The organism is Pseudomonas sp. DR48 (genome assembly GCF_019823085.1).
GTDB lineage: Bacteria > Pseudomonadota > Gammaproteobacteria > Pseudomonadales > Pseudomonadaceae > Aquipseudomonas.
The window spans coordinates 5051647-5077328 of record NZ_CP081946.1 but is presented as its reverse complement, the minus strand read 5'-3'; the positions used below and the strand labels follow the sequence as shown (position 1 = coordinate 5077328).

The following is a 25682-nucleotide window of genomic DNA, read 5'->3' as shown; positions in this document are numbered from 1 at the left end:
ACTGAGCCGCCACCCCGAGCGACATCATCACACCCTCAAAACCTACGAACCCTACGAACCCTACGAACCCTGGCGAAGCCAGGATCTGCGTGGTTTTGCTCTCGCGTTGAACATTCCAAGTATATCCGTCGCAATAACGACGGTATCTGCCCGGGAATCTACAACCCTCAACGGCGTCATACCCTTAACCTGCCAACCCTCAAAGCACTCATTAAGTGGCAGAATCCCCTCACATTGATTTTTTCGGAGGCCACAATGCTTCGCGTGTTTGAACAAAGGCTCGATCCATTTCCTCCCGACGAAGCACCGCCACCGCCTGTTGGCCTGATGCGGTTCCTGTGGGCCTGCACCCGAGGAGCACGCGGCTATATTCTTGCGCTTGCTCTGCTGAGTGCCAGTGTGTCGATTTACGAAGCCTGGTTGTTTTCCTTTCTTGGGCAGGTCGTGGATCTGCTCTCGACATGGCAAGCCGGTAGCGATGCAAAGGGGCAAGAAAGTCGAGTGCTGTGGGGGATCGGGATTGTATTGCTCACCAGCATTGGGCTGGTGGCGCTTCGCACCATGGTGCAGCACCAGGTATTGGCGATTAATCTGCCGTTGCGGCTGCGCTGGGACTTCCACCGTCTGATGCTGCGGCAAAGCCTTTCGTTCTTCTCCGATGAGTTCTCCGGCCGCGTCACGACCAAGGTGATGCAGACGGCACTGGCCGTGCGCGAAGTGCTGTTCACCCTGATCGAAATAGCTCCCGGCATCGGCGTTTATTTCATTGCGATCATCGCACTGGCCGGCGGCTTTGCCCTGAAACTCATGCTGCCTTTTATTGTGTGGGTCGCGCTATTCGGGCTGGCCATGCTGTACTTCGTGCCACGCCTGGGGCATGTCGGCCAGGAACAGGCCAATGCGCGATCTTCGATGACGGGGCGTATTTCCGACGCCTACACCAACATCACCACCGTGAAACTGTTCTCGCACTCCAAACGTGAAGCGCATTTCGCGCGCGCGGCGATGGAGGATTTCAAGGACACCGGTTTTCGCCAGATGCGCCTGGTCAGCCAGTTTGAGATCGTCAATCAGGCACTGGTGGTCGGGCTGATCATCGGAGCAGGCGGCTACGCGCTGTGGCTCTGGCACCAAGGCCAAGTCGGCACGGGGGCCGTGGCGGCGATTACGGCCATGGCGTTGCGCATCAATGGCATGTCGCACTGGATCATGTGGCAAATGACCTCGCTGTTCGAAAACATTGGCACCGTGCAGGATGGCATGGCCACCCTGACCCGTGGTCCCAAGGTGCAGGATGCGCCGAACGCTGGCGTGCTGGTGCCCTCTGGCGGCGCGGTGACGTTTGACAATGTAAGTTTCAGCTACAACGGTGAACGCCACGTGCTCGATGGCTTGAACCTGAACATCCGCGCAGGCGAAAAGATCGGCCTGGTGGGCCGTTCCGGTGCAGGGAAATCGACGCTGATTAATCTGTTGCTGCGTTTCTATGATATCGACAGCGGTGAGATCCGCATCGATGGGCAAAACATCGCTCAGGTGACACAAGACAGTCTGCGCAGCGCTATCGGCATGGTCACGCAGGATACGTCCTTGTTGCACCGCTCCATTCGCGACAACATCGCTTACGGCCGACCGGACGCAACCGAGGCGCAGATCCGCAGCGCTGCGGCCAATGCGCAAGCCGACGGATTCATAAGCCAACTGAGCGACCGGCAAGGCCATAACGGCTATGACACCCTGGTGGGTGAGCGCGGCATCAAGCTCTCCGGCGGCCAGCGCCAACGCATCGCCATTGCCCGAGTGATGCTCAAGAACGCCCCGATCCTGTTGCTTGACGAGGCCACCAGCGCCCTGGACTCGGAAGTCGAAGTCGCCATCCAGGAAAACCTCTATGAAATGATGGAGGGAAAAACCGTCATCGCCATCGCCCATCGGCTGTCGACGATTGCGGCCATGGATCGGCTCATTGTCATGGATGAAGGACGCGTCATCGAACAAGGCACCCACGCTGAATTGCTGGCAAGAAACGGCACCTACGCACGACTCTGGCAGCATCAAAGTGGTGGCTTTCTCGGTGAGGATGAGGGGCTGGCTGAGGCGATGGATCAGGCATGAGCGTGGGCGCGGCAGGCAGGACCGCCCCCACGACTAATCCACAATGAACAACTTCGCCCCGTGGGTAGTGAATGATCGATGTCCCTCAGCATCATTACCCACCTGATAGCTCATGCCCGGCGTCAGTGTGAACTGACGACCATCCTCCAGCTCTGTATGCAACTGCCCCTCCAGGCACAACAGGATGTGCCCTCTCCAACACCAGTGATCGGCCAAATAGCCAGGGCTGTACTCGACCATCCGCACACGCGCTGAACCAAACTGGCAGGTACGCCAATAGGCTGTGCCTGTCTGACCGGCATGCGCCACGGGCTCTATCGTTGACCAATCAGTGGTACCGAACGGGATTGCAGTGAGATCCATTGTTGCCTCATCGACATGCGATAAATGCAGACCGTATCAATCTGGCGATGGTGTCGATAGACACAGAGGTGATGCATTTATGGGATACAGGCGCTGCGCCCACCCGAAGGCTAGTTGACCCGCCGCCCTCCAAACGACGGCGGCTGTCGCCGCCGGATTGGACCTGACCCTGCGAACTCGCATCGGGCAGACGAGTCATCTCACCGTCATTTCCGGATTGCCCGGCGCGACACTCCTTGGCTACGTGCTTCATAGCAGTGGCGACGATCCTACGCCCGCCATCAAAAACCTCGCAGCGTTGATCAAAAGCCTGCAAGAACAGGCGTCTAGGCCAAATCACCTTCGATGATGATCAGTTCCCGGCGAGAACCGCGTAGCGCAAATTTCTTTGCCTCAATGTAGGCAGGATCGTTGTAGCAGGCCTTCGCTTGTTCGTAGCTAGGAAACTCTACGGCAAGTACCCGGTTACTGGATTGCGCCTCGACCAGAACGCTGGGGTCCAGAAATTTCAGCTTGGCTTTGTACTGCTCACTAATAGGGGCCCAAAGCCGTCCATATTCATGCTGTGCATCCGGGTCGACCACATCAGAGCCGAAGATAATCCAATAGCCTTTCAAATTAGTTCTCCAGTGCGGGGGGTGCGATTGTTCACGGCCGCTTATTTTGGCAGTGTCGGCAAGCGAGGATTATTGTGGTGGCGGCGTGATATGTGGCACTGGCTCCAACGCACCGCTCTCCAGTAACTGCTTGTATGCTATTGCCTCGGACTCTCGGTGATAAATGCCGACCAACACCTCACCTTGCAGCACTTCCCAAAAGGTCACGCCCGCGTTAATAGCATCATGGGACATATGGTCTTCGGTGCGTTCTCTAACGATGATGTGCATGAACGTTCTCCACGTCGCATTGAAAAGGTAATTGATTTCAAAATATTACGCTTCATTATTTAAAGTGACAACGTTATTTATGTAAAATTCATCAGCCATAAATATGGAATGGTATTTAGCGGCTACACTTACCAGCCTCTCGTATTTCTGCCACCTCCCTTCCCTTTGACTGCGCATTAATAACGGCAGCGCAGCACTGTCTGCCTAACGGACTACAGCGGAAGGTCATGCGTTGCACGCCCGACAACATGTGGCTTAACTCCACACCGGCGGGCCGCTCTTTAAGAACAAAAAAAAATTTTCGACTTTGCCGCAGAGACTAGCGCACGGTTAATGCAGCGTATTAGCTCATCGCTCTGGAACGGTTTATCAAGCATGCAAACCGCGCCACCATCAATGGCCCTGCGGCGAATGGAGGGTTCGGCAAAACCCGTGATGAATATTATCGGGATTTGACTACCTGATTTATTAAGCAGTGCCTGCAGTTCCAGCCCACTCATACCCGGCATTTGCACGTCCACTATCAGGCAAATCGTTTCGGCAAAACTTGAAGAGCACACGAAGGTTTCGGCTGAATAGAACAGCCTGACGGTAAAGCCTATCGAACGAACCAGGCTCCCGATTGAAGCGAGAATAGATTCCTCGTTGTCAATCACTGAAATAACGGTCGGTCTGTTCATGCCCGCTTCCACTCAAAGAAAAACAATCGCCGTATGGCGTTGTGATGCGGACCGACTGTAACTGTATTGCCCTCGCTTAAGAACCATACTCATGTATGACTCTGATAATACCAGTTGCTAAATTAATTTGATTAACGCCGGAGTGCTGAAACAACCATTATTCAACCCGACAATAAAACCTCCATTTTCACCAGTTCAGCAAATGTGCCAGCCTGCATTTTATCCATCGCTTGTTTGCGATGAATTTTGACTGTTACTTCGCTCAATCCGAGAACAGCAGCGATTTGCTTATTGATCAGTCCGCTGACGGCATGGCCCATTACTTGGCGCTCGCGGGGACTCAAGGTCGAATAACGAGATCGCAACGTCTTGAGCTTGAGCGTCTGCTTGCGGTGCTCGACATTTTCACGTATTGACACCGTCACAGCGTCAAGCAACTCCTGATCCCGAAAAGGCTTTACCAGAAAATCCAGCGCTCCAGCCTTCATCGCTGCGACCGACATCTGGATATCTCCATGGCCGCTAATAAAAACGATGGGGCTGTAGATATTTCTCTGCTGCATCTGAAGCGGCAGATCAAGGCCGCTTTCCCCTTGCAGGCGCACGTCCAGGATCACACAATTGGGTGGGATCTCTTGCGCAGCGAGTAGAAACCTTGAGCCTGAGGAGAAAGTTCTCACTCGCATGCCAATCGACCTTAGCAGCGCACTGATGGCATCACAGATCGCAATGTCGTCATCTACAACGAACACTTCCGGTGCCGCATGCTCAATAATCATATGAGCGGCTTGCCGTATTGGGGTAGTGAAAAGTTGAAGCTTGCGCCTCGGCCAGGTTCGCTGCTCGCCCATATTCTTCCGCCGTGAGCTTCTATAATAGAGCGACAAATGGCTAGCCCCATTCCCACGCCTTTAGGTTTTGTGGTGAAAAACGGCTCAAACAAACTCGATATATTTTTCTCAGGTATCCCAGGGCCGTTATCTCGCACCGTCACCCCAAGATCATCAGTGTCCGCCCGCTTTACTACGATCAGCACTTCACGGGGAGCGCACACGTGATAGGACATTGCCTGAATAGCATTGATTATCAAATTTATAATGACCTGTTGCAGTTGTACCCTATCACCGTTAATTAAAGGCGCGTGCTCGTCTATGTAACATCGAAGAGTTATCTTATTTCGTTTGATTTCTCGCTCTACTAACTGAACGGTCTCATTCACCAACTCAGATACATCTACCGTTCTATGTTCCGGAGCCGCTTTACGAGAGATCGCCCTCACCCGCTTGACCACTTCGCTCGCACGATTGGCCTGCGCAATAATTCTTTCAATGGCGCGTCGCACCTCAACAACGTCAGGTTCGTTGCGATTGAGCCAACGCAGGCCTGACTCTGCATTGGTAATAACCGCTGCCAAGGGCTGATTGACTTCATGCGCAATGGACGCAGCGAGTTCGCCCAATGTGGTCACCCGAGTGATATGAGCAAGTTCGGACTGGGTGCGTTGTAATGCCTCCTCCGATGTCCGCGCTGCGGTTACATCCATCAGTGCCCCCATGAACTCACAGGTATTGTGTGATTCAGCAAAGGGGCTGGCGAGCATGCGCAAGGTCTTGAGCCGTCCGTCTGTCATCACCAGTCGAAACTCGATCTCTAGAAGAGCGTGGGCGTTTACTACCTGATGAATTGCTGTCCGCACACGCGCCTGGTCGTCGGTGTGAATCAATTTCACCATTTCTTCCAAGGTAGGCTTTTGAACATCATCGAACTCTAATATTCGCTTTGCTTCTGTGGACAAGTACATCTCCGTGCGCGGCATCAGAAAACCGAAACTTCCTGTCAGGCTGAGGCTTTGTGCACCGGCCAGAAATGCTTCGCTGCGATTCAACAACAGCAATTGCTCTTGCAGATTGCTTTTCGCTGTTGAGTGCTTCAAGGCCAGATATGCGGTGACAACAATTGCGGACAGACTGATGATACAGCGACCGCAGGAGTCATCACTGCACTTCAGACCATGGGAGGAAACATAGGCAAGCATGGTCAAGCCACAGCAGCCCAACGCGATGCACAGCACACCTTTGCGGCTAAACATATCTACCGAGATCAGAATCACCGCCACGTAGAGCACGGCGATAGCGATATCCAAAGTACTGAGGCTGTCCATCAGAAAAATGAGCAGTGCCGTAATGATCGCCGCCGCCCGCTTGGTTGTTTGCGTTAGACGCCCCGCATAACCTGTTACTGCAGACATCATGTTCGCTCTCCCCTGATGCACCTTAGATACACATTAGCGTCGCCGTTATTGAAGTTGTTTTTTTCGCTCGTCGACCATGGCAGGCGTGATCAATCCGCTATTTCGCCCAAGCCGCCCGGCAATGAAATTACTTACGGCGGCGATCTCACGGCTTTCGTAAGTCCGAATGAATCCCGGCATGTAATAGTCTCTGGAACGCTCGTCTGTTTCATGCCCCAAAAGGAGCGTTCCTAACAGATTGGCGGCCGAACTGTCGTTCAACGATTTGATGCCCTTGAGGGTCGCAACTTTGGTGTTGACGCCCTGCCCGGTAAGCGCATGGCATCCCGCACAGGCATCGGCAAAGATTTTGCGGCCTAACGTATCGTCCACCGTGTTCATGTCCGCTGTTGCGACGGCCAATGGAGGCATGACCCCGGTCGCCTGGGGCAGTGTGCTCTTCAGGTAAACCGCCATTGCCCGGATGTCGGCTTCACTCAAGTGGCGCAGGCTGCGCTCCACAACTTCAGCCATTGGCCCGTTCGCGAGGCCTCTGTCCAGGGTAAAACCCTTGGCCAGATAATGAGACAACTCTTCGACTGACCAATTGCCAATTCCGAACATGGGGTCCGAACTGATGTTGTAAGCATGCCACCCCTCGACGAGAGCGCCCGCATACGCGTCCGACGGTTTGACCGCTTGCATGAAGTTACGCGGCGTGTGGCATTCCCCACAGTGCCCTGGGCCTTCCACCAGAAATGCGCCACGGTTCCACTCTGCGGATTTGTCCGACGATACTTCAAAGCGCTTGTCATCGAAAAACATCCAGTTCCAGACCACCATCCCCCACCGCTGATTAAAGGGGAACACAAGGCTGTCGTCCTTGGACGGTTCGTGGATAGGCGGCAGGCTGAAGAGATATGCCTTGATAGCAAGCACGTCCTCACGCGACATAAGCGAGTATGAGGTGTAGGGGAACGCCGGATAATAATGTTTCCCCCCCTTACCGACACCGCGCCGGACAGCACTGTCAAAGTCGTCATCACTCCAAAGACCGATACCGGTTTCCTTGTCGGCTGTGATGTTGGGAGTAAACAAAGAACCAAAGGGTAATTTGAATTCTCTCCCTCCGCTGAATGACGCCTTGCCAGGCACTGTGTGGCAAGCGACACAATCGGAAGCCAGCGCGAGGTACTCGCCCCGAACAAGCAAGTCCGGCTCTGCGGCACCAGCAGGCGCCGCGCCGCATAACAAAACAGCAACGCAGATCATATAAGTAGCGACGTTCATGACTGCGCCCTATTCGTTGTGTAAAAGCCAAACCGCTTCAACGGAAGCTGTCTGATGCGTTGGCCGGAAGCGGCATACAGTGCGTTCACCAGCGCAGGTGCGATGAGTGCAGTACCCGCCTCCCCAACACCGCCGGGAGACTCATTGCTGCTGATGAGATGCACTTCAACAGGAGGCGCATCGCTCATGCGTAACTGACGGTATTGATGGAAGTTGTTTTGCTGCACGCGGCCGTCTTCGACCGTGATCTCGTTGAACAGCGACGCGGAAAGTCCAAAAAGCGTGCCGCCCTCGATCTGCGCCTTGACCGATCGCGGATTGGTCACCAGCCCGCAATCGATCACGCTGACCAGACGCGTGATTTGCAGCTCAGTGCCGCTGCTGACGCGCAGTTGAACCAAGGTCGCGACAAAACTTCCAAAAACGCTGCTTACGGCGACTCCCCGTCCCTCCCCTGCAGGCAGTGTGCTGCCCCAGTCACTTTTCTGAGCCAGCATTCGCAACACTTCTCGCGCACGCGGGTTTCGTATAAGCGCCAGCCGATACTGGACCGGATCTGTTTTCGTGTGGTGGGCAAGCTCATCGATAAAACACTCGACGGGGAAAGTGCCCCTCAAGGCGCCGACGCCTCGCCACCACGAAACCGGGAACACATTGGGGTCTTCACGAATGTAATGAAGTTTGAGGTTGCTCAAGGAGTAGATAGGGTCGCTGGCAACTTCCACTGCATCGGCATCAATGCCGGAAGCTGGCAGGTTACCGAGGAACCGGGCAATGATCGATGCGCCGGTGATTTTATGCTGCCATCCGAGAAGCCGGTTTTGCGCATCCAGAGCAGCGCTCATCCGGTCGACATAGTGGGGGCGATACAAGTCGTGAGTCATGTCCTCCTCCCGACTCCAGATCAACTTGATCGGGTAACTGACTTGCTTGGCAATTTCGACAGCCTGGGTGATGAAATCAAAATCCAGGCGTCTGCCAAATGCTCCGCCAATTAGCTGGTTATGAACTTGAATACTGGCCAACGGCAGCCCGGTGACTTTGGCTGCTGTCCGTTGAGCTGCGCCCGGTACCTGAGTGCCAACCCAAAGCGTGCAGCGGTCACTTTGAACGTGTGCGACGCAGGTCATGGGCTCCAATGGCGAGCGAGACAGAAACGGTTGCTGATAAACCGCGTCGAATCGGCCTGCAGCAGTTTTCAGGGACTGCAGCGCATCCCCGGTGTCCACAACGATCACGCCCTCACCCGTACTTGCTGTCATCAGTGCGGCCTCCAGAGCTTCGGAGTTCACCCCCGCCGACTTTCCGTAGTCCCAGATAATCTCCAGCGCCTTCAGCCCTTTAAAGCAAGCCCAAGTGGTTGTTCCCGTGACGGCAACAGCGTTTTCCAACTCGATGATGTCCAGCACGCCGGCAATCGCCTTGGCTTTGTTGCCGTTGACGCTGACTAATCGGCCGCCAAAAACCGGGCAGGCCATCACTGACGCAATCTTCATATCAGGCACAACCAGATCGATTGTGAACTGTGCCTTACCATTGACCTTGTTCGGCGTATCCAGACGCTGAGCGGGCGAACCGATCAGGGTGAAGTCTTGGTACCGCTTCAGGGGTACAGCCTCGGGCACCGGCAATCTCGCGGCGTCCTCGACCAGCTCACCGTATGCAGCCTGGAGTGTGCCGGGTCCATAAACATGTCCCAGGCGGGCATGGCATTGGCTCGGCGCGACTTGCCAACGAATCGCCGCGGCTTGAGACAGTAAAATTCTGGCCGTCGCTCCAGCCTTACGCAGCGGCTCCCAGACATAACGTGTCGAGGTTGATCCGCCCGTTACCTGTCCACCAAGCAACGGGTCGGTATACAGCAGGGCATCGGGAACGGCTTCTTGCACCAACACCTGACTCAAAGGTACTTCCAGTTCTTCGGCAACCATCATTGCGATGCTGGTTTGAATCCCTTGGCCCATTTCGATTTTGGGCGATATCACCGTCACGACACCGTCCAGACCGACTCGGACAAACGCCCCGAACCCTCCAGCGCCATCACCCAGTCGCGCGGACTTTACGACATCGGCAGCAGCACTTCGCGGGAGGGCCAAAGGCAACCAGGCCGGAACAAGAAGACCACCAGCCAAAGCACTACCACCTTGCAAGAAACGCCTGCGCGACAGCGGGTCGGGAGATTCGGGCGGCTTACTCATTGGCATTTCCTTGCGCAAGTTCAAGCGCGACGTTTTTGATCGCAGTGCGAATTCGGGTATAGGTTGCACACCTGCAAATGTTGCCGGACATAGCAGATACGATGTCCGATTCGGTCACTGACGGGTTCCGATGTAAAAGTGCCACGGCACTCATTATTTGACCGGACTGGCAATAACCACATTGAACAACTTCTTCGGCCAACCACGCCGCCTGAACTTTTTGTCCGATACGGTCACTAGCAATGACTTCAATAGTAGTGATGACTTGTTCCGCGATACTGCTGACAGGCAGCACACACGAGCGCACAGCGATGCCATCGAGATGCACCGTGCAGGCACCGCATTGACCAATACCACAGCCGTACTTGGTACCGGTCAACCCCAGGCTATCGCGCAAGACCCATAGCAGCGGAGTGTCTGGAGATACGTCGACCGACAATGTTTTGCCATTTACCGAAAGTTTTTGCATCACCGCCCCACTCGCCATTTGTCAGCCACAATAAATACCCAGCCGGGCACGCCGTTACTGCACGCCTCGGTACACCGATGAATAGCGGATATCCGTTAACGCTTTCTAAAAAACCCGATGAGCTAAAGCAAGTCACCGTACTTTTCTTTTCGCTTGAAAAACTTTTCCATCCGCTTGCTGATTGCCCGGAGTGTCGAAGTTTGTTCAATTAGCAGCTCGCGCAGCGGGCACTGAAAATAAACCCGCAAGAAGCGCAAATAGTCCCGTCGACTCAAACCAATATGTGCGGCGGAAAATGCCAGTGCGGCCAAATCTTTGATAAGCCATCGTCCTGCCACTTCACGGCGAACCTGAGCGCGATGAAGATCGATGACCGACAGTTTTATCGGTGCCTGAGGTGCGCCGGTATGCAACAGAAAATGGCACAAGTAACAATCTCGATGACTCACACCACCCCTGTGCATATTGCCTACGACGCGCGCCAACTCGTCGATCAGGGCGTTCTTGAACGCAATCGGCGGTGGCGATTTGCGCCAATCAAGAGTGAGCACTTCAAGGTCTGTTGTCGGCGTCAGTTCATCGGTGATGAGAAAAGAGCGTGAGCTGGCTGGAGTGCCCCCACTCATGCCGAAGGCCCTGACCGATAACGTCGGCACGCCGAGCGTGTGCATGCGTTCAACCGCACTCAACTCCATGCGAGCACCGATAACTGGCCACTTACCGACGCAAAGGTTTTTGAGAACCTCACTCCAGCCGACGCCCTGATGGGTTTTGACGAAATACGCAGCACCATTGATCTTGGTACGAAACGTCCGTCGTCCAGCGACATTTCTGAACTCTTCGCCGTCCAGTGCATTCACCAAAGCGAACACATCCTTGCCGCGCCACATAGCATCAAATGGCGCTGCGAGGATCAACGCTGGCACAGGGCTGCATATTCTGTTCAGCATCGCGATGCCCTCTTGGCACAGCTCGTGCGAGGATTCATTCCAACTCATTGAGCATTGGAAAATCCTGTTGATGCCAGGCCGGGTATGCCGGGCGCTGAGCACTGGCGGCATCCAGGCTCGAAAGCTGTTCAGGTGTCAGATCCCAGCCAATGGCACCCAGGTTCTCCAGTAACTGCCCTTCATTACGGGCACCGATGAGAATGCTGGCGACCGTCGGTTGCTGAATCAGCCAGTTGAGCGCGATCTGCGGAACCGTCTTGCCCGTTTCTTCGGCAATCACATCAATCGCATCAATGATGCGGAACAGGCGTTCTTCCGAAAATTGAGGGCCGGTACCGGCAATATCATAGGCTCGTGTGCCTGGCTGAGCGGCCTGCCCCCGACGGATCTTGCCAGTCAATTTGCCCCATCCCAGTGGACTCCAGATAATCGCACCGACCCCCTGATCGCGTGCGAGCGGCTTCAACTCCCACTCATAATCGCGATTCAACAACGAGTAATACGCTTGATGGGCAACGTAACGCGGGAAGCCATAACGCTCTGAACAGGCCAGTGACTTCATCAAATGCCAACCGGAAAAATTCGAGGCACCGATGTAACGAACTTTACCCTCACGCACCAATTGATCCAGAGTGCTGAGTGTTTCCTCAACCGGCGTATTCAGATCCTGGCCGTGCAACTGCAGCACATCGATATGATCAGTACCCAAACGGGTCAGTGCTCTTTCCACTGCCTCGATCAGGTGAAAGCGAGACGCACCGTAGTCGTTAGGCCCGTCACCAGTGGGAAAGGTCAATTTGGTCGAAATCAACAATCGATTGCGCTTGCCCTTGATAGCTTCACCAAGGATGCTTTCGGACAGTCCATCCGAGTAAACATCGGCACTATCGAAGAGAGAGACACCGTGGTCCAGGCACAGGTCGATCAGACGCGACGCAGCATCTGCTGCGGTTGAACCAAAACCGCGAAAAAACTCATTGCCGCCTCCGAAACTGGCGGTACCAAAACTCAGAATCGGGACTCGAAGACCCGACTTACCTAAACGACGATGAATCACGGTGACATCCTCATAAAAAGTTGATACGACGGCCTTGCTTACAGACCAGGCAAGAGCGTGGCGTGGAGCGTAATGTCGGAGGTGAACAGCTTTGAAACCGGGCAGTTCAACTTTGCCGCCAATGCCAACGCCTGGAATTGTTCTTCAGCGACACCAGGAATCGTGGCCTTCAACACCAGATGAACAGAGGTGATCGCAAACCCTTTCTCAACAGACTCGAGTACGACTTCTGCCGAGGTCTCAAGCTGAGTAGCGGTTAATCCTGCCTCACTTAACACCAAGGAAAATGCCATGGTGAAACAACCCGAATGCGCCGCTCCGATCAGTTCTTCAGGGTTTGTGCCTGGCTTGTCATCAAACCGAGTTGCGAGGCTATACGGGTAGTCAGATAACGACCTACTGTGGGTTGAAATGGTCCCGCTACCATCCTTGAAACCACCTTGCCAACGAGCTGAGCCAGTGCGTTTGATCTTCATGTAACGGTTCCTTAAGCAACGTTGAAAAAAGCTACTGTTAGATCGACGCCGACAACTGGTGTCGATTGGTTTTCATCGTGATTGCTCTTTGCAAAGCAACGCACTCAACGCAGGAAATCCTTGAGGTGGGCCAGCAATTCGGCAGGTTTCTCTTCAGCGATGAAGTGCCCGCTGCCTTCGACTCGAAACGTTTGCGAGTTTTCAGTCTGGGCTTCAAGAGCGCTCTTAAGCCTTGGATACCCTGGCCCACCGAGGCCCAGTACCGGCATGCTCAATTTCTGGTACGTCTGGCTGTCCGCGATGTCCTGATTAAACGCCTGATACCAGCCATTGCCGGCGCGGGTCGCGCCGCGGCGGTTATACGCAGCGGCAAAAACCGCGCGGTCACGCTCATCGATCGCTGCTTCGTTCTTGAGCATGTAACGGAAGAACCAGGCCTGCTCGATGCCTGCCCGGCCCTTTAGCAGATCTTCCGGCAAGCCCTTGACCTGGTGGAAGGCAAACCACCAGAGATAGGGATGGTCCTCATCAATCTTGTCGTTGAATGTGTCCGGATCCGGAAGCATCGGTATTTTCAGATAGCCAACAGTGGGGTGTGCCACATCCAGCATGACCAACTTGCGTACCTGGTTGGGATGGTTGGCCGCAAGGCTAAAGGCAACCATTGAACCGATATCGTGTCCGACGATGTCGGCCTGTTCATAGCCGAGCGCATGGATAAGCTCTGCAATATCCGCAGCCATGGTTTTCTTGTCGTAACCGCCGGAAGGTTTCGAAGAGGTACCCATCCCCCTGATGTCTACCGAGATCACACGGTGGGTCTTGGCAAGTTCCGGCATGATTTTGTGATAAGCCCACCAGGTCTCTGGCCAGCCAGGAATTAAAACTACCGGACTACCCTTTCCTCCAGTTACATAGTGCAGACGTACACCGTTGACCTCCGCGTAGGCGTTGCTGAAACCAGGCAAACTTTTGACCAGTACAGCGTCAGAGATATCTTTACGCTCACTGGCGAACACTAGCGGAGTCAAGGCCAACAAAGCCGAAGCCAGCGCAATTGCGCCAAGGGCACGAATCGGTTTGATCAACATAATATTTCTCTACTTTTAGATTTAAGGACTCCGTCGACTCTCGCGTATTCCAAGCCTTCGTCAGGTCACCCATAGGCCGACGACCGACATCAGCGCGTCAAGCAGTCGTAACAGAGCTCACCGGCAAGCTCCCGGGCTTTCATACGATCCAGCTTGTCGACAGCGACCGTTGATGACTTGGTCTTATCCGAACCATCTGAGGCCAGACCACGTTCGCTGCGACTGTCAGCAACGGCCCCCGCACCCACATGATCAGATCCATCGGCTGCCAGTGAATGCGCGCCAACGTGGTCGGCGCCATCGGCTGCCAATGAATGCGCACCAACATGGTCGGCGCCATCGGTTGCCAATGAATGCGCACCAACATGGTCGGCGCCATCGGTTGCCAATGAATGCGCGCCAACGTGGTCGGCGCCATCGGCTGTCAATGAATGCGCGCCAACGTGGTCGGCGCCATCGGCTGTCAATGCATGCGCGCCAACGTGGTCGGCGCCATCGGCTGTCAATGCATGCGCGCCAACGTGGTCGGCGCCATCGGCTGCCAATGAATGCGCACCAACGTGGTCGGCGCCATCGGCTGCCAATGCATGCGCCCCAATGTGGTCCGAACCATCAGATGCGAGCGAATGGACGATCACATGTTCTGGACCGCCTGACGCTACGGAGCGAGGTCCGACATCAGCTCCTTTCTCAGCAACGACTGGAGGTGCAACGCCTTCAGACGATGCATTTACCGGCAACTCATACAAACCGAGCATTGAGAAAAACATCGTGTAAACAATGGCTTTTTTCATTACGAAACACTCCAGATTTAGTTTCAACTTACCCTACGTTTTGCCGAGGTTCGTCAGTCAAACTGTCAGCCCTTTTGTTGGCTCAATGCTTCCGCAATTGACAGCCCATACGCCTGATCAGCCTTGTAGAAATGCAGCAACTGTCGATCCACAACGTCCTTTGAAACGCCAGACATCGCACCAGCGATATTGCTTACAAGCAGCGATTTTTGCGGTGCGCTCATCAGGTTGAATAACCGTCCAGCCTGGCTGTAGTAATCCGAGTCCTCACGATGGTCATAACGGGTTGCATCACCGTGCAACTGCAAACCAGGTTCCGCGATACTCGGGTCTTGTTTAGCCGATTCCGAATAGCTGTTGGGCTCGTAGTTAGGTGTGTTTGCACCGTTATCGCCAAAGCGCATCGCACCGTCGCGCTGGTAATAACGAACGGTATTGATCGGCACGTTGATCGGTAATTGCTGGTGATTGGTGCCCACTCGATAACGTTGAGCGTCGGCATAGGCAAACACACGACCTTGAAGCATTCGATCAGGTGACAGACCAACACCCGGCACGACATTGCTGGGTGCGAACGACGCCTGTTCCACTTCAGCAAAGTAGTTGGCGGGGTTTCGATTGAGTTCGAGTTCACCGACTTCAACCAACGGGTACTCTTTTTGAGACCAGGTTTTTGTCACATCAAAAGGGTTTTCCAAATGGGCGGCGGCCTGATGCTCCGTCATCAACTGAATGCACACTCGCCATTTCGGAAAGTCACCACGGTCGATTGCGGAAAACAGGTCGCGCTGCGCATAGTCAGGATCAACACCTGCAAGTCGAGCGGCCTCGGCCGGCTCCAGGTTCCTGATACCTTGCAACGTCTTGAAGTGCCACTTGACCCAAAAACGCGCACCTGAACTGTTGATCAGGCTATAGGTATGGCTACCAAAACCGTGCATATGGCGATAACCATCAGGGATGCCACGATCAGAAAAAAGCGTAGTGATCTGGTGCAGGGCCTCGGGCGAATGCGACCAGAAATCCCACATCATCTGGGCGTCTTTCAAGTTACTTTGTGGGTCACGCTTTTGCGTGTGAATGAAGTCGGGAAATTTCAGTGGGTCACGAATGAAGAACACAGGGGTGTTGTTCCCAACAATGTCCCAGTTTCCGTCTTCGGTATAGAACTTAACGGCAAACCCACGCGGATCACGTTCGGTGTCCGCTGAACCACGCTCCCCTCCCACGGTAGAGAAACGCAGAAACACTGATGTCTTTTGCCCAACCTCTTTGAACAACCTGGCACGGGTGTAGTGACTGATATCACGGGTAACGGTGAAGGTTCCATGAGCTCCTGAACCCTTGGCATGTACTCGACGTTCAGGAATGTTTTCTCGGTTGAAGTGTGCAAGTTTCTCAACCAGGTGAAAGTCGTCCAGCAACAATGGCCCTCTACCGCCGGCAGTTCGAGAGTTCTGGTTATCGGCAACTGGCGCGCCACTAGCGGTGGTGAGGGTATGGGTCTGAGTCATAAAGGATTCTCCAGCTATCTTTTATCAGGGAAGATTTAAACAGTCCGAACACACAAGTGCCGCGGCGTGGGCATTCAACGTTTATTGGTTGCCCAGGATCATCGAACATCTGGATCGGAGCCAACGGCTTGCCGGGTCATTGCTGGAGCTCGCTTGCCATGACATGAACAATCCAAAATCAATTTCACTGATCGGCACAGTTTCCGAGCGAAGTCCCCCCTTTTTCACCAACTGCTCAGCAACATAGTCCGGCACAATGGCTAGACAGTCGGTACCTGCCAACACCCCTGGTAAACTTTCGAAATGTGGAATCTGCATAACGACGCTTCGCTGATGACCTAGCTCACGGATAGCGCCATTGATATGCAAATCAATGTCTACAGCGAAACTCACAGCGGCATGCGGCCGGTAGCAGATTTCCTTCAACGACAGCGCACCAGGTGAAGAATCTGCACGCAGAACCATCGATCGCCCGCTACGCAACCAATGTGTGTCAGGCACACGGCGGGAGAGCGAGTCAGGCCCAATTGCGAAAGAAATTTCACCGCTTGCCAGCATCGACGGCATGTGCGACGGGTCAGCGCTTCGAATAATCACTGGAATGCCGGGCAGTTCCGAGCGCAATTTACAAAGTAATTGCGGAAGAAAAACATACTCCACGTCAGTTGAGATTCCCACGTGCAGCCCCTGGCTAAATGCACCGCGTAATGCCGGATTGACAACAGTATGGGGCGTCCGGTAATTCATTATTCCACCTGTCTCTTAATAGACGACATCCAAAGGGAACCCAATAACAGAGACTTATTAAACTAACCCGACTATCAACGCACCACAGAGAGAACAGTAAAACACTTGGAAATATTAAACCATCATACAAGAGTATTAGAGCGATCAATGAAACCCAAACCAACAGATAATATTAAAACAACACCTCGAACGCGCACTGAATAAGGATCCATACACCGAGCAAATTACTTAACTTAGTCGCTCAACTGCGCACTGCATTTAACAACTCCATACATCGGCAATTGAAAACCAACTACCGCACCACCTGTTAACTCGTTCGCAGCCCAAATCACTCCGCCATGCGCTTCAATAATCTAACGGCAGATTGAAAGGCCCATTCCCATGCCCGTCGGCTTGGTAGTGAAAAATGGCGAGAAAATACTTACCAATTGCCGATCAGAAAACCCCGAACCATTATCAATGACCACCAATTCCAATTGTTCGGCGGCACCACGTCGTACATGAACTTGCATATCTCGCTCACGTGTGGCGCATCTGCGTTCATATAGTCCCCCCACTTTTCGCGCGCATCTCACGACGATCATTTCAAGCTGTCCGGACACTTCGGGCTGGCTTTGAAATAGCGAGGGCAATCAGCGCTGCAATGAAGCACAACAGTCCGGCGATGAAAAACGAAGGGGTATAGGAGGCGAGTAAGGTGCGGATTAGCCCGGCACCATAGGCCGCAAAAGCCGCGCCTAACTGATGGGCCGCGAAAATCCAGCCAAAAACGATGTTGGTTCGCCGCACACCGAAGGTCGACGCGATAATTTTGATGGTTGGCGGAATGGTAGCAATCCAATCCAAACCATACAGCACCGCAAAAATCGTAAGTCCCGAAACAGCAAAATCGGTGAACGGCAGAATTATCAGCGACACGCCGCGCAGGCCATAGTAGAAAAACAGCAGTATTCGATTATCGTAACGATCGGATAACCATCCCGAACCAACTGTCCCGATAAAATCAAACACCCCCATCAACGCGAGCATGCCAGCGGCGCTGGTTGCGGCCAAGCCGAAGTCACCGCACATCGAAACAAAATGAGTTTGAATCAAACCCGCCGTCGTGGCGCCGCAGATAAAAAATGTGGCGAAAAGAATCCAAAATGTCATCGAGCCCGAAACATCTCGAAGCGTTCGCAACGGCTCTAGGAACATCTGTACAAGATTGCTTGAGACAGTTTTGTCAACAACCGCCACTTCGGTCTCGCCATACAAGGGCAATCCAAGATCGGACGGCCGATCACGCATCAAGGCTATTACGGCTACTGCTGCGACGACGAGCATCAGACAGATGAATGTCAGTGCGGTACGCCAACCATAGCTCTCGGTCAACTTCGCCAGCAGTGGTAAAAATACCAACTGCCCCGTTGCGGAGCTTGCTGCCAGCAGTCCAATGATTAAACCGCGTCGCGCCGTAAACCATCGCGTCGCTACCGTTGCACCGAGCACCATTGCAGTCAACCCAGTCCCGAGGCCCACCATCACACCCCAGAAAAAAACCAACTGCCAGAACTGGTTCATCACTGTTAACGACAAACCAAACCCACACACAACCATCGTCAGTGCGGTCAAAATAACCCGGCGCGTACCGAAGTAGTTCATGAACACAGCAGCAAATGGTCCCATCAAACCAAAGAGCACAAAGCGTATGGCCAATGCGGAAGAAATGTCTGCAGTTTGCCAACCGAACTCATGCTGCAAAGGCTGAATAAACACACCCGGTGCTCCCACCGCCCCAGCCATGACCAGCATCGTCAGAAAGGTAACAGACGCGACAACCCAACTGTAATGAATATTACGTCGAGCCATTGAGCCGGCAAGCAAAGATGAAAACATAGTTCGGCCTCTCCCAGACAAAGACGCTTAAAATATTACCGCTATAATTAATTATATGTTTTAGTTGTAATCTATTTGCTTGGCTTGCAACTATCTCTGCACAGAAAACTTGGCAGCACATAAGCTTTAATTATTAAACCATGCATGGCATGCGTCAAGCGATAATTGCTTCATTTATTAAAGCAACGTGCGATTTCTTATAATAATTTGCTGTTACCCAACATCAAGACGGTGCTGAACGGAGCATCGCGATAATAGCGATCCCCAGCACCGCAGTTGCCGCCGCTAGCAAAAAAGCGTCCGAATAAGCCAGCGTCTGCGCCTGTTCTCGCACCTGATTGGCCAGCAGTCCCACACTGCGCACACTGTTGGACGGATCCGTCACACCGAAACGTACCAACGGCCCATGGCTCAAACCGGATAAGCGCTCAGTTACAGAAGCATCACCGGTCATGACATGCACTCCCAGGAGATTTGAATGAATTTGGGTAGAGATCCGCGCATAGCTTTGGACCAACGCGCTGGCAAGCTCGCCACCCAGGAGCCTTGCAGTTTGGATGACTGCGCCAAACGTGATGACCAGTACAGGGTTGAGATGACGAACCGTGTAGTAGATCAATGATGTCAGGACCATTGTCTGGCCTACGGCCTGCATGAGCATCGAGGGTATGAACTCACTTTCCGACCAGGCAGACGTGAGCTCGCTGGCGACCAGACAGGCAACGAGAATCAGGCTCATCCCAACCGCCATCAAAATCCGCGCATCGATATAACGCAAAACGATGCCGACGCAGGGGCCGATCAGAAATTGCGGAAGCGCAACCCAGAGCAGGATCTGCCCCACTTGTTGAGGCCTGAAACCCGCCACTTGCGTCAGAAATTGAGGAACGATGAAGTTACTACTCAGCACCAACAATCGGGCAATTATTAACAACAGCAACAACGGAAGGATGTTCCGCTGGATAAGAAATCCAAAATCAATGAATGCATCGGGATTGCGATAGCCATGCACGATGAACGCGATAATCAGCAGGCCTCCCCCCAACAACAACCCAGCGACAAGCCCCGATGATGTCCAGTCCAACCGATTACCTTGATCGAGTGCCGCATATAACAAAGCAAAACCCAAACCGGCGAAGGCCATGCCCCAATAGTCACCCTTGCCTTTTACGTCCTGCTTGATGGGTTCACGTGGAATGCCAAAATAAACACAGGCAATCAGCGCCAGGGTCAATGGCAGGTTCTGCCAGAAAATCCACTGCCACCCACCATGATCGAGATGCCATCCTTCAAGTGTTGCCGCGATGTTCAGCGACAGTTCAAGGTTCATGGCGTAGACGCTGATACCCAGCGGCCAGAGATTGCGCGGAAGATTTCTTACCACCACCCCGATGGCCAAAGGCACAAACGTTCCCGACCCCAACCCTGCAACGAAATGCAAAACGAGAAACCCATCAAGCTCGCGACAGATCGGCAGCAACAATTCTGCAAAACCAAAGGTGATGGAGCCAGCAAGCAGGACCCGTCTTGGGCCGAATACCATCCCCAGCCAGACTGCCAACGGTCCCATCAGCATTTGAGCGGCACTGAAGGATGTGGTGATCCAGGCCCGCTCATCGAAACTGGCGCCGAGAGCGCCACTGATGTCGGCCACGCCGAAGTTGGTCAACCGACTCGACAAGGTAGAAATGAACGCCGCGAGTATGACTGCAAGAATGCCGATCCAGGGCCGGGTCGACTCGACACGGGGCCCATCCGAAAGGTGCAGCATGCCCATTAACCCATGCTTGCCCGCGCTTTCCATGTTATCGGTCTACCGACGAAGAAGTGTCCACCGACACCACCACCGACAGACCCGGTCGTAACAACGCGCTGGCTGCCTCGTTCGACAGATCATCCAGGACGATTTTTACTGCGACCCGCTGAATCACCTTGGTGAAGTTTCCGGTCGCGTTATCGGGCGCCAGCAACGCAAACCGAGAACCGGAGCCCGGTGCCCAGCTGTCAACGTGACCGTGAAAAACCGTGCCTGGAAACGCGTCAATCTCCACGGTCGCCTTTTGCGAAGCTCGAACGTGAGTCATCTGGGTTTCCTTGAAGTTGGCAATTACCCAGATTTCCGGCAAGCCGACCACAGTAATTACCTGAGTCCCAACCCCCAAATACTGTCCCGCCCGCACTTGTCGCGCCCCTACCACACCATCGACCGGCGCACGTATACGAGTGTATTCAAGGTTGATCTGGGCAAGATCAAGCGCCGCTCGCTGATTGGAGACGTCTGCTAGGGCAACGACGATTTGCGAATCGATGGTATCCAGAGCGCGGCGCACCGCCATCAACTGCGCCTGCTGCTGGACGTGTCCGGCAGTTGCTTGCTTGTCGCTTGCGTCAGCTTGGTCAACCGCCTGCTGCGAGGCAAAATTGCCCCTTTTAAGCAAGTCATGCTGGCGAACGGCCTCGAGTTTTTTCAATTGCGCGCCCGCAGCGGCAGCGGTAACGCCGGCGCTACTTGCGTTGATGGTGGCCTCCTGCTGAGCGCGTTGGCGTTCAAGGACCGATACCTGTGCCAGGCTCTTTTCCAGCCCCGCCTTGGCCTGAGCGACTAAAGCCTGGTAATCACCATCGAAAAGCTGCACCAGCAAATCGTGGCGATGCACCGCCTGGTAGTCCTTGACGGGAACGTTGCTGACCAGCCCGGGCACACGTGCAGACAATGGAATGACGTTACTTTCAAGGTAAGCATCATCAGTGGTTTGCACGGCTTTGAGCCCGGTCCAGAAGTTCCAGTTATTGGCGAACACCCACACCGACGCCACCGCCAAAAGCACGACTGCAAATCGAGCCAGCAGCGGCCAATGGTTTTCCTTGGGTGCTGGCAATGTTGTTCCCGCAGTCTCAGATGCCGGAATGGGATTTACTGCTTCATTCATACTCAAACCACAAACAGAAAAGTTGAAAACAGCGGCCTCAAATCAACGCAGTTCGAGTCAATGTTGACGCCGCGACGCTACCGAAAATCGACTAATCATCGAACTGCCGCCACTCCTCCAACCCGCCGATATTCCGACGGCGCGACTCGGTTGCACTCACGCGCAGAGGCGGAAAGGCTGTCGCACCCAGCATCCAGCGGGAGGTGGTGCGGGCGATGCGTCGGCCGAAACGTTCGGCAGTCAATCGATCGCCTGGATGAGGCGAATTTTCAGGCTCGACATCCCCTATGCTTTGGGTAGCCAGCCCCAGCCAGCTTCCATTGAGATTGACGTCGGTGACCTCGCTCGCCGAGTAGTTACCGCCAGGTTGGTCGCCCACACCGACCCAAACCATGTTCATCTGAGCGGCGAACACCGCTATCTGCTCCAGCGTCACCAGTTTGTCGCCTGAACGAGAACTTGAGTTGGTGAAACCTGCGGCGATTTTGTCTTTCCACTCTTGGCCCAGCCATGGCGCAAATGCGTGCTCCAGGAAAAGTTTGAACAGCCCATGCATCGAGCCCATGTAAGTTGGCGAACCAAAAACGATCGCATCGGCGGTGGCAAGACTCTGCATGATCTGCTCGTCGTACCAGCGGCCTTTTTCGGTAATGTGCTGTGGCAGGACTTCAATCAACTCACACCGCACACCGGCAAAAGCACTCGCCCCTTTTTGAATATGCTCGGCGACCGTGCGGGTGTGTCCTTGACCAGATGAATAGACAATCGCGACCTTGACCATTAGTTTTCCCGAAAGGTTTGTTTGGAGTAATGATGTCGCGGCAAGACTGACCGCAAACGACTCGGGTGTGTGAATCTCACCGAAACGCAGTCATCAGTTGAAATCAACAGTTAATAGTGCTGTCATCCACACGATGGATGACAAGAAGATTGACCTGAACCTGTTGCTCGCTCTCGAAGCGTTGCTCGCCGAACTCAACGTGACCCGTGCAGCCCGACGACTAAACCTCAGCCAGCCAGCCTTGAGCGCACAGCTTTCCAGGCTGCGGGGGGTGTTTGGCGATGAACTGCTAATACCCACCTCCCGTGGCGTGCTACCCACTGCCATGGCATTGGAACTGCAAGCACCGCTGCGCAAGACCCTCGACCAGATGCGCGAACTGGTGAGTAGCGCCCGGGCGTTCGATCCATCGACCGCCACCGCGACGCTGACCATTGCTTCCAGCGATTACATGCAGATCGCGATCCTCATGCCTTTTCTGCTGCAAATGCATCTAGCCGCCCCCAACGTGAGAGTCATGGTTCGCCTGCTGCAAGATAGCCATGTGGTCAAGACCGAGCTGGAGCGTGGCTTGATCGACATCGCCTTTCTGCAGTCCGAAGATGTCGAAGGCAGTGACCTGCGCCATACCGATGTATTGTTCGAGCGCTACATCGGCATTGCCCGCAAGGGCAGCATCGAGAATCGCCCCATGCCGATCGAGCGATTCATTCAGTCAAAACACATCATCGTCTCGCCCCGAGCGGAAGGCTTCCGCGGCTCTACCGACGAAGCGCTGGCCGCAATGGGGTTGAAACGACAAGTAGCTTTCGCCGTATCGTCCTTTATGTTTCTAATTGAAGCCGTCGCGCAGTGCGATCTTTTGGCCGTGGCACCGGAACGACTGGCATCACGATATTCTGATCGCATTGACATGTTCGCCACACCGGTCGCGGTGCCAGGCTTCAGCATCGCGATGGTGTGGCATGACCGCACTCACAATCATCCAGCACGTATCTGGTTACGCGAGCGACTTACGGCCTTTTGCGCGGAGCATTGAGGGCTACACGTAAAGGCCGCGAACGGCTGCTTCAGGCAGCGATCAGCTTCGCATCCATTGATATCTCGCATTTGAAAATCTTTGCCAACGTACAGTGCGTCCGCGCGCGTTCGGCGCAATGCATAAACATCGCCACGGATATTCCAGGAACAGATGCCTGCGTGACCACATGCACGTTTTTTATCGCCGGATGACCGTCGTCGCCAGTCCCCAACTCCACCGTCACCGAGGTCGAAATCGAATCGGCGACAAAGTCGTTCATGCCAAAGTTGTTGGCCAACGCTTGGTTGAAACAACCCGCGTGTGCAGTACCCAGCAGTTCTTCAGGGCTACCACCGGGCGAGCCTTCGAAGCGACTGGAATAGCTGTAAGGGCTGTCTTTCAGGGTATGAGAATCGGTCGACAAGGTACCGGAGCCCTCTCTCCATGACCCATGCCACGTCGCGTATCCGATTGCCTTCATGTTCACAACTCCTGAATCCAAAAAACGGAAAGCGACATCGCTTTAGTTTTTGAAGCATACACCAGTAATGTGATTCGAGAACAAGCGCTTTTTCACGATTTGATGAATACCTGATTGCGGCCGTCAACAGACGCATTGACCGCTTCAATTTATAAAGCTACTGTCCTAAAGTTGTGGCCTCGCTACTTGCTGCCCGTCTCATACCGGCTTGCGTAGCGCAGCATTGGCACGAAACCAGACAAAGTCCTGGAGTGTTTAATGGATTTTTTAGCGTTTTCCCACCCACTTGTCTGCGCAGGCGTCGTTCTGGTGACTGACTTAGTGCTGTGGCGAATGATCGGACTCAATCATGCTCACTGGAGAACGGCCTCTCGCTCGCTGCTATTTGCGCTTTACAGCACTGCATTGCTGAAGGCGGACCTCATGCCACTGACCACCATTCCCGATAAATTTAGCGGTGCCGAACATGCGATGGCCGTGACGCTGGGGATCGCTTGGTGGTTATTCGGCGCCCGTGCAATCACTGGCTTGATGATCCTGGCGCTAGAGTCTCGAATCGAGCGCAAAGGACATCTGCTGCAAGATCTGATCGGTGCCGGGATCTTTTTAATCGCCATCGTGGCTGCCGCGGCCTACGTGCTCGATCTACCAGTCAAAGGCCTGCTCGCTACCTCCGGCGCAGTGGCGATCATCTTCGCGCTGGCCGTGCAAAGTACGTTAGCGGATGTGTTTTCCGGCATCGTCCTGAATGCGACCAAGCCATTTCGGGTCGGCGATGTGATCAACATCGACGGTGTCGAGGGCAAAGTCGTGGAAATCGATTGGCGCTCGACTTATTTGCTGACCTCGGCCGGCAGCCTGGTGGTCATCCCCAATGCCATGGCAGCCAAGACCCGTATCATCAACCTGAGCCGGCCTGATCACTTTCATCCGGTAATCTTAACCATCGAATTGCCCGTGCGACTGCGGCCTGCGTCGATCCTCGACTCATTGCATAAGGCGCTGAAAGGTTGCCGTGAATTGATGCTTGAGCCAGAGGGCAGTGTTGTGGTGAAAAAGTCTGGCTTGCGCAGCGTCGAATACGAAGTGACTGGATACGTGAAGTCTCGCGATCGACGCAGTACTGCACGCAACCAGTTGTACGATTTGATCTACCGCCAGCTCGCGGCATCCGAAGCCGCCCGACCCAGCTCAACGCGTACGATCGCGAGCACCCGACAATCAGCAGCGCTCGATAGCGTGAATGTGCTCCGGACGCTGCCAACAGATGATCGCAAAGAGCTTGAACGGCATATGCGCCTGAGCTCCTACCCTGCTGGTGCCGCAATACTGCAACTGAATGTGATTCCGGACGCTCTTTTGATCGTCGAGTCCGGCGTTGTCACCGTCACGCTGGAACGTGTTGACGGTCCGTACGAATTGGGCCGCATGGGGCCCGGGGAGATAATGGGCGAAGGTGGACTCGTCGATCAGTCACCCACGGTGGTGATCTTCACCGCCCTTACCGATTGCGTGATTTTCAGAATAGATCGATTAGATCTCGAAGAAAGATTCGACGAACACAGCGAGCTTAGGCGTGCCTTGACAGGATTGGCACGTACGCGAACTCAAGTTAGAGAAACACTGCTGCAATACCGCCCCTCAGAAACCACTCCCGCCGGACTATTGCATTGGTTCCGCGGACGCGTTGCACGACCACGGGACTTGGGAAAACATCACCACCCCTGAGT

At 54.2% G+C, this 25682-nt stretch carries 25 protein-coding genes and 1 pseudogene; 4 read left to right on the top strand and 22 right to left on the bottom strand.

Features of this window, described 5'->3' with window-relative positions:
• Window positions 1-255: 255 nt before the first annotated feature.
• A complete protein-coding gene (locus tag K5K95_RS23115) occupies window positions 256-2115 on the top strand; it encodes an ABC transporter ATP-binding protein (RefSeq protein WP_222586280.1) in 1860 nt (619 codons plus the stop codon).
• A 33-nt stretch (window positions 2116-2148) separates the two neighbouring features.
• Here the strand turns inward: K5K95_RS23115 and K5K95_RS23110 are convergent, their stop codons facing one another.
• Window positions 2149-2478, bottom strand: coding sequence for a DHCW motif cupin fold protein (locus K5K95_RS23110; protein WP_222586279.1), 330 nt, complete (start codon window positions 2476-2478; stop codon window positions 2149-2151).
• A 139-nt stretch (window positions 2479-2617) separates the two neighbouring features.
• Between K5K95_RS23110 and K5K95_RS33240 the strand changes: the two are divergent.
• Window positions 2618-2827 (top strand): annotated as a pseudogene (locus tag K5K95_RS33240) (LysR family transcriptional regulator); the annotation flags it as partial.
• On the opposite strand, the gene K5K95_RS23105 reads toward K5K95_RS33240, so the two are convergent.
• The 20 genes from K5K95_RS23105 to K5K95_RS23010 form a co-directional block, all read right to left on the bottom strand.
• Window positions 2805-3095, bottom strand: coding sequence for a DUF1330 domain-containing protein (locus K5K95_RS23105; RefSeq protein ID WP_222586278.1), 291 nt, complete (start codon window positions 3093-3095; stop codon window positions 2805-2807). The pseudogene K5K95_RS33240 and the gene K5K95_RS23105 overlap by 23 nt on opposite strands.
• Window positions 3096-3164: 69 nt before the next feature.
• Window positions 3165-3365, bottom strand: a complete 201-nt coding sequence (locus K5K95_RS23100) for a hypothetical protein (RefSeq protein WP_222586277.1) — start codon at window positions 3363-3365, stop codon at window positions 3165-3167.
• A 281-nt stretch (window positions 3366-3646) separates the two neighbouring features.
• Entirely contained in the window at window positions 3647-4045 is a 399-nt protein-coding gene (locus K5K95_RS23095) for a response regulator transcription factor (protein ID WP_222586276.1), read from the bottom strand.
• A 161-nt stretch (window positions 4046-4206) separates the two neighbouring features.
• The gene (locus tag K5K95_RS23090) at window positions 4207-4824 is read right to left on the bottom strand and encodes a response regulator transcription factor (protein ID WP_222586275.1); all 618 of its coding nucleotides are present in this window, start codon (window positions 4822-4824) and stop codon (window positions 4207-4209) included.
• A complete protein-coding gene (locus tag K5K95_RS23085; protein ID WP_261398041.1) occupies window positions 4821-6296 on the bottom strand; it encodes a sensor histidine kinase in 1476 nt (491 codons plus the stop codon). Before K5K95_RS23085 ends, K5K95_RS23090 begins: the two co-directional genes overlap by 4 nt.
• A 45-nt stretch (window positions 6297-6341) precedes the next feature.
• Window positions 6342-7565, bottom strand: coding sequence for a c-type cytochrome (locus K5K95_RS23080; protein WP_222586274.1), 1224 nt, complete (start codon window positions 7563-7565; stop codon window positions 6342-6344).
• A complete protein-coding gene (locus tag K5K95_RS23075) occupies window positions 7562-9763 on the bottom strand; it encodes a xanthine dehydrogenase family protein molybdopterin-binding subunit (protein WP_222586273.1) in 2202 nt (733 codons plus the stop codon). The genes K5K95_RS23080 and K5K95_RS23075 overlap by 4 nt, the downstream gene beginning before the upstream one ends.
• Complete coding sequence (locus tag K5K95_RS23070) at window positions 9756-10232, bottom strand: (2Fe-2S)-binding protein (RefSeq protein ID WP_222586272.1); 477 nt, start codon at window positions 10230-10232, stop codon at window positions 9756-9758. The genes K5K95_RS23075 and K5K95_RS23070 overlap by 8 nt, the downstream gene beginning before the upstream one ends.
• A gap of 122 nt (window positions 10233-10354) precedes the next feature.
• Entirely contained in the window at window positions 10355-11182 is an 828-nt protein-coding gene (gene rfaP / locus K5K95_RS23065) for a lipopolysaccharide core heptose(I) kinase RfaP (RefSeq protein ID WP_222590397.1), read from the bottom strand.
• Between the two features lie 34 nt (window positions 11183-11216).
• A complete protein-coding gene (locus tag K5K95_RS23060) occupies window positions 11217-12239 on the bottom strand; it encodes an aldo/keto reductase (protein ID WP_222586271.1) in 1023 nt (340 codons plus the stop codon).
• 38 nt (window positions 12240-12277) lie between these two features.
• The gene (locus K5K95_RS23055) at window positions 12278-12709 is read right to left on the bottom strand and encodes an OsmC family protein (RefSeq protein WP_222590396.1); all 432 of its coding nucleotides are present in this window, start codon (window positions 12707-12709) and stop codon (window positions 12278-12280) included.
• A gap of 110 nt (window positions 12710-12819) precedes the next feature.
• A complete protein-coding gene (locus K5K95_RS23050; RefSeq protein ID WP_222586270.1) occupies window positions 12820-13806 on the bottom strand; it encodes an alpha/beta fold hydrolase in 987 nt (328 codons plus the stop codon).
• A gap of 89 nt (window positions 13807-13895) precedes the next feature.
• Complete coding sequence (locus tag K5K95_RS33235; protein WP_261398040.1) at window positions 13896-14600, bottom strand: hypothetical protein; 705 nt, start codon at window positions 14598-14600, stop codon at window positions 13896-13898.
• A 65-nt stretch (window positions 14601-14665) separates the two neighbouring features.
• Complete coding sequence (locus tag K5K95_RS23040; RefSeq protein WP_222586269.1) at window positions 14666-16114, bottom strand: catalase; 1449 nt, start codon at window positions 16112-16114, stop codon at window positions 14666-14668.
• Between the two features lie 81 nt (window positions 16115-16195).
• On the bottom strand, window positions 16196-16861 hold the full coding sequence (locus K5K95_RS23035) for a LysR substrate-binding domain-containing protein (protein WP_222586268.1): 666 nt from the start codon (window positions 16859-16861) through the stop codon (window positions 16196-16198).
• 353 nt (window positions 16862-17214) lie between these two features.
• Window positions 17215-17373, bottom strand: a complete 159-nt coding sequence (locus K5K95_RS23030; RefSeq protein WP_315903113.1) for an ATP-binding protein — start codon at window positions 17371-17373, stop codon at window positions 17215-17217.
• Window positions 17374-17446: 73 nt separating this feature from the next.
• Window positions 17447-18739 carry an MFS transporter gene (locus K5K95_RS23025; RefSeq protein WP_222586266.1) on the bottom strand — a complete coding sequence of 431 codons (1293 nt, stop codon included), beginning with the start codon at window positions 18737-18739 and terminating at the stop codon, window positions 17447-17449.
• Between the two features lie 223 nt (window positions 18740-18962).
• The gene (locus tag K5K95_RS23020; protein WP_222586265.1) at window positions 18963-20543 is read right to left on the bottom strand and encodes an MFS transporter; all 1581 of its coding nucleotides are present in this window, start codon (window positions 20541-20543) and stop codon (window positions 18963-18965) included.
• Between the two features lies 1 nt (window position 20544).
• Entirely contained in the window at window positions 20545-21669 is a 1125-nt protein-coding gene (locus tag K5K95_RS23015; RefSeq protein WP_222586264.1) for an HlyD family secretion protein, read from the bottom strand.
• 91 nt (window positions 21670-21760) lie between these two features.
• Window positions 21761-22450 (bottom strand): flavodoxin family protein, encoded by a 690-nt coding sequence (locus K5K95_RS23010; RefSeq protein ID WP_222586263.1) that lies wholly within the window; start codon window positions 22448-22450, stop codon window positions 21761-21763.
• A gap of 97 nt (window positions 22451-22547) precedes the next feature.
• Here K5K95_RS23010 and K5K95_RS23005 point away from each other — a divergent pair, with 97 nt between their 5' ends.
• Window positions 22548-23489, top strand: coding sequence for a LysR family transcriptional regulator (locus K5K95_RS23005; RefSeq protein WP_222586262.1), 942 nt, complete (start codon window positions 22548-22550; stop codon window positions 23487-23489).
• Window positions 23490-23520: 31 nt separating this feature from the next.
• On the opposite strand, the gene K5K95_RS23000 is transcribed toward K5K95_RS23005, so the two are convergent.
• Complete coding sequence (locus K5K95_RS23000; RefSeq protein WP_222586261.1) at window positions 23521-23952, bottom strand: OsmC family peroxiredoxin; 432 nt, start codon at window positions 23950-23952, stop codon at window positions 23521-23523.
• A gap of 258 nt (window positions 23953-24210) precedes the next feature.
• Between K5K95_RS23000 and K5K95_RS22995 the strand changes: the two genes are divergently transcribed.
• On the top strand, window positions 24211-25680 hold the full coding sequence (locus K5K95_RS22995) for a mechanosensitive ion channel domain-containing protein (protein ID WP_222586260.1): 1470 nt from the start codon (window positions 24211-24213) through the stop codon (window positions 25678-25680).
• Window positions 25681-25682 lie beyond the last annotated feature (2 nt).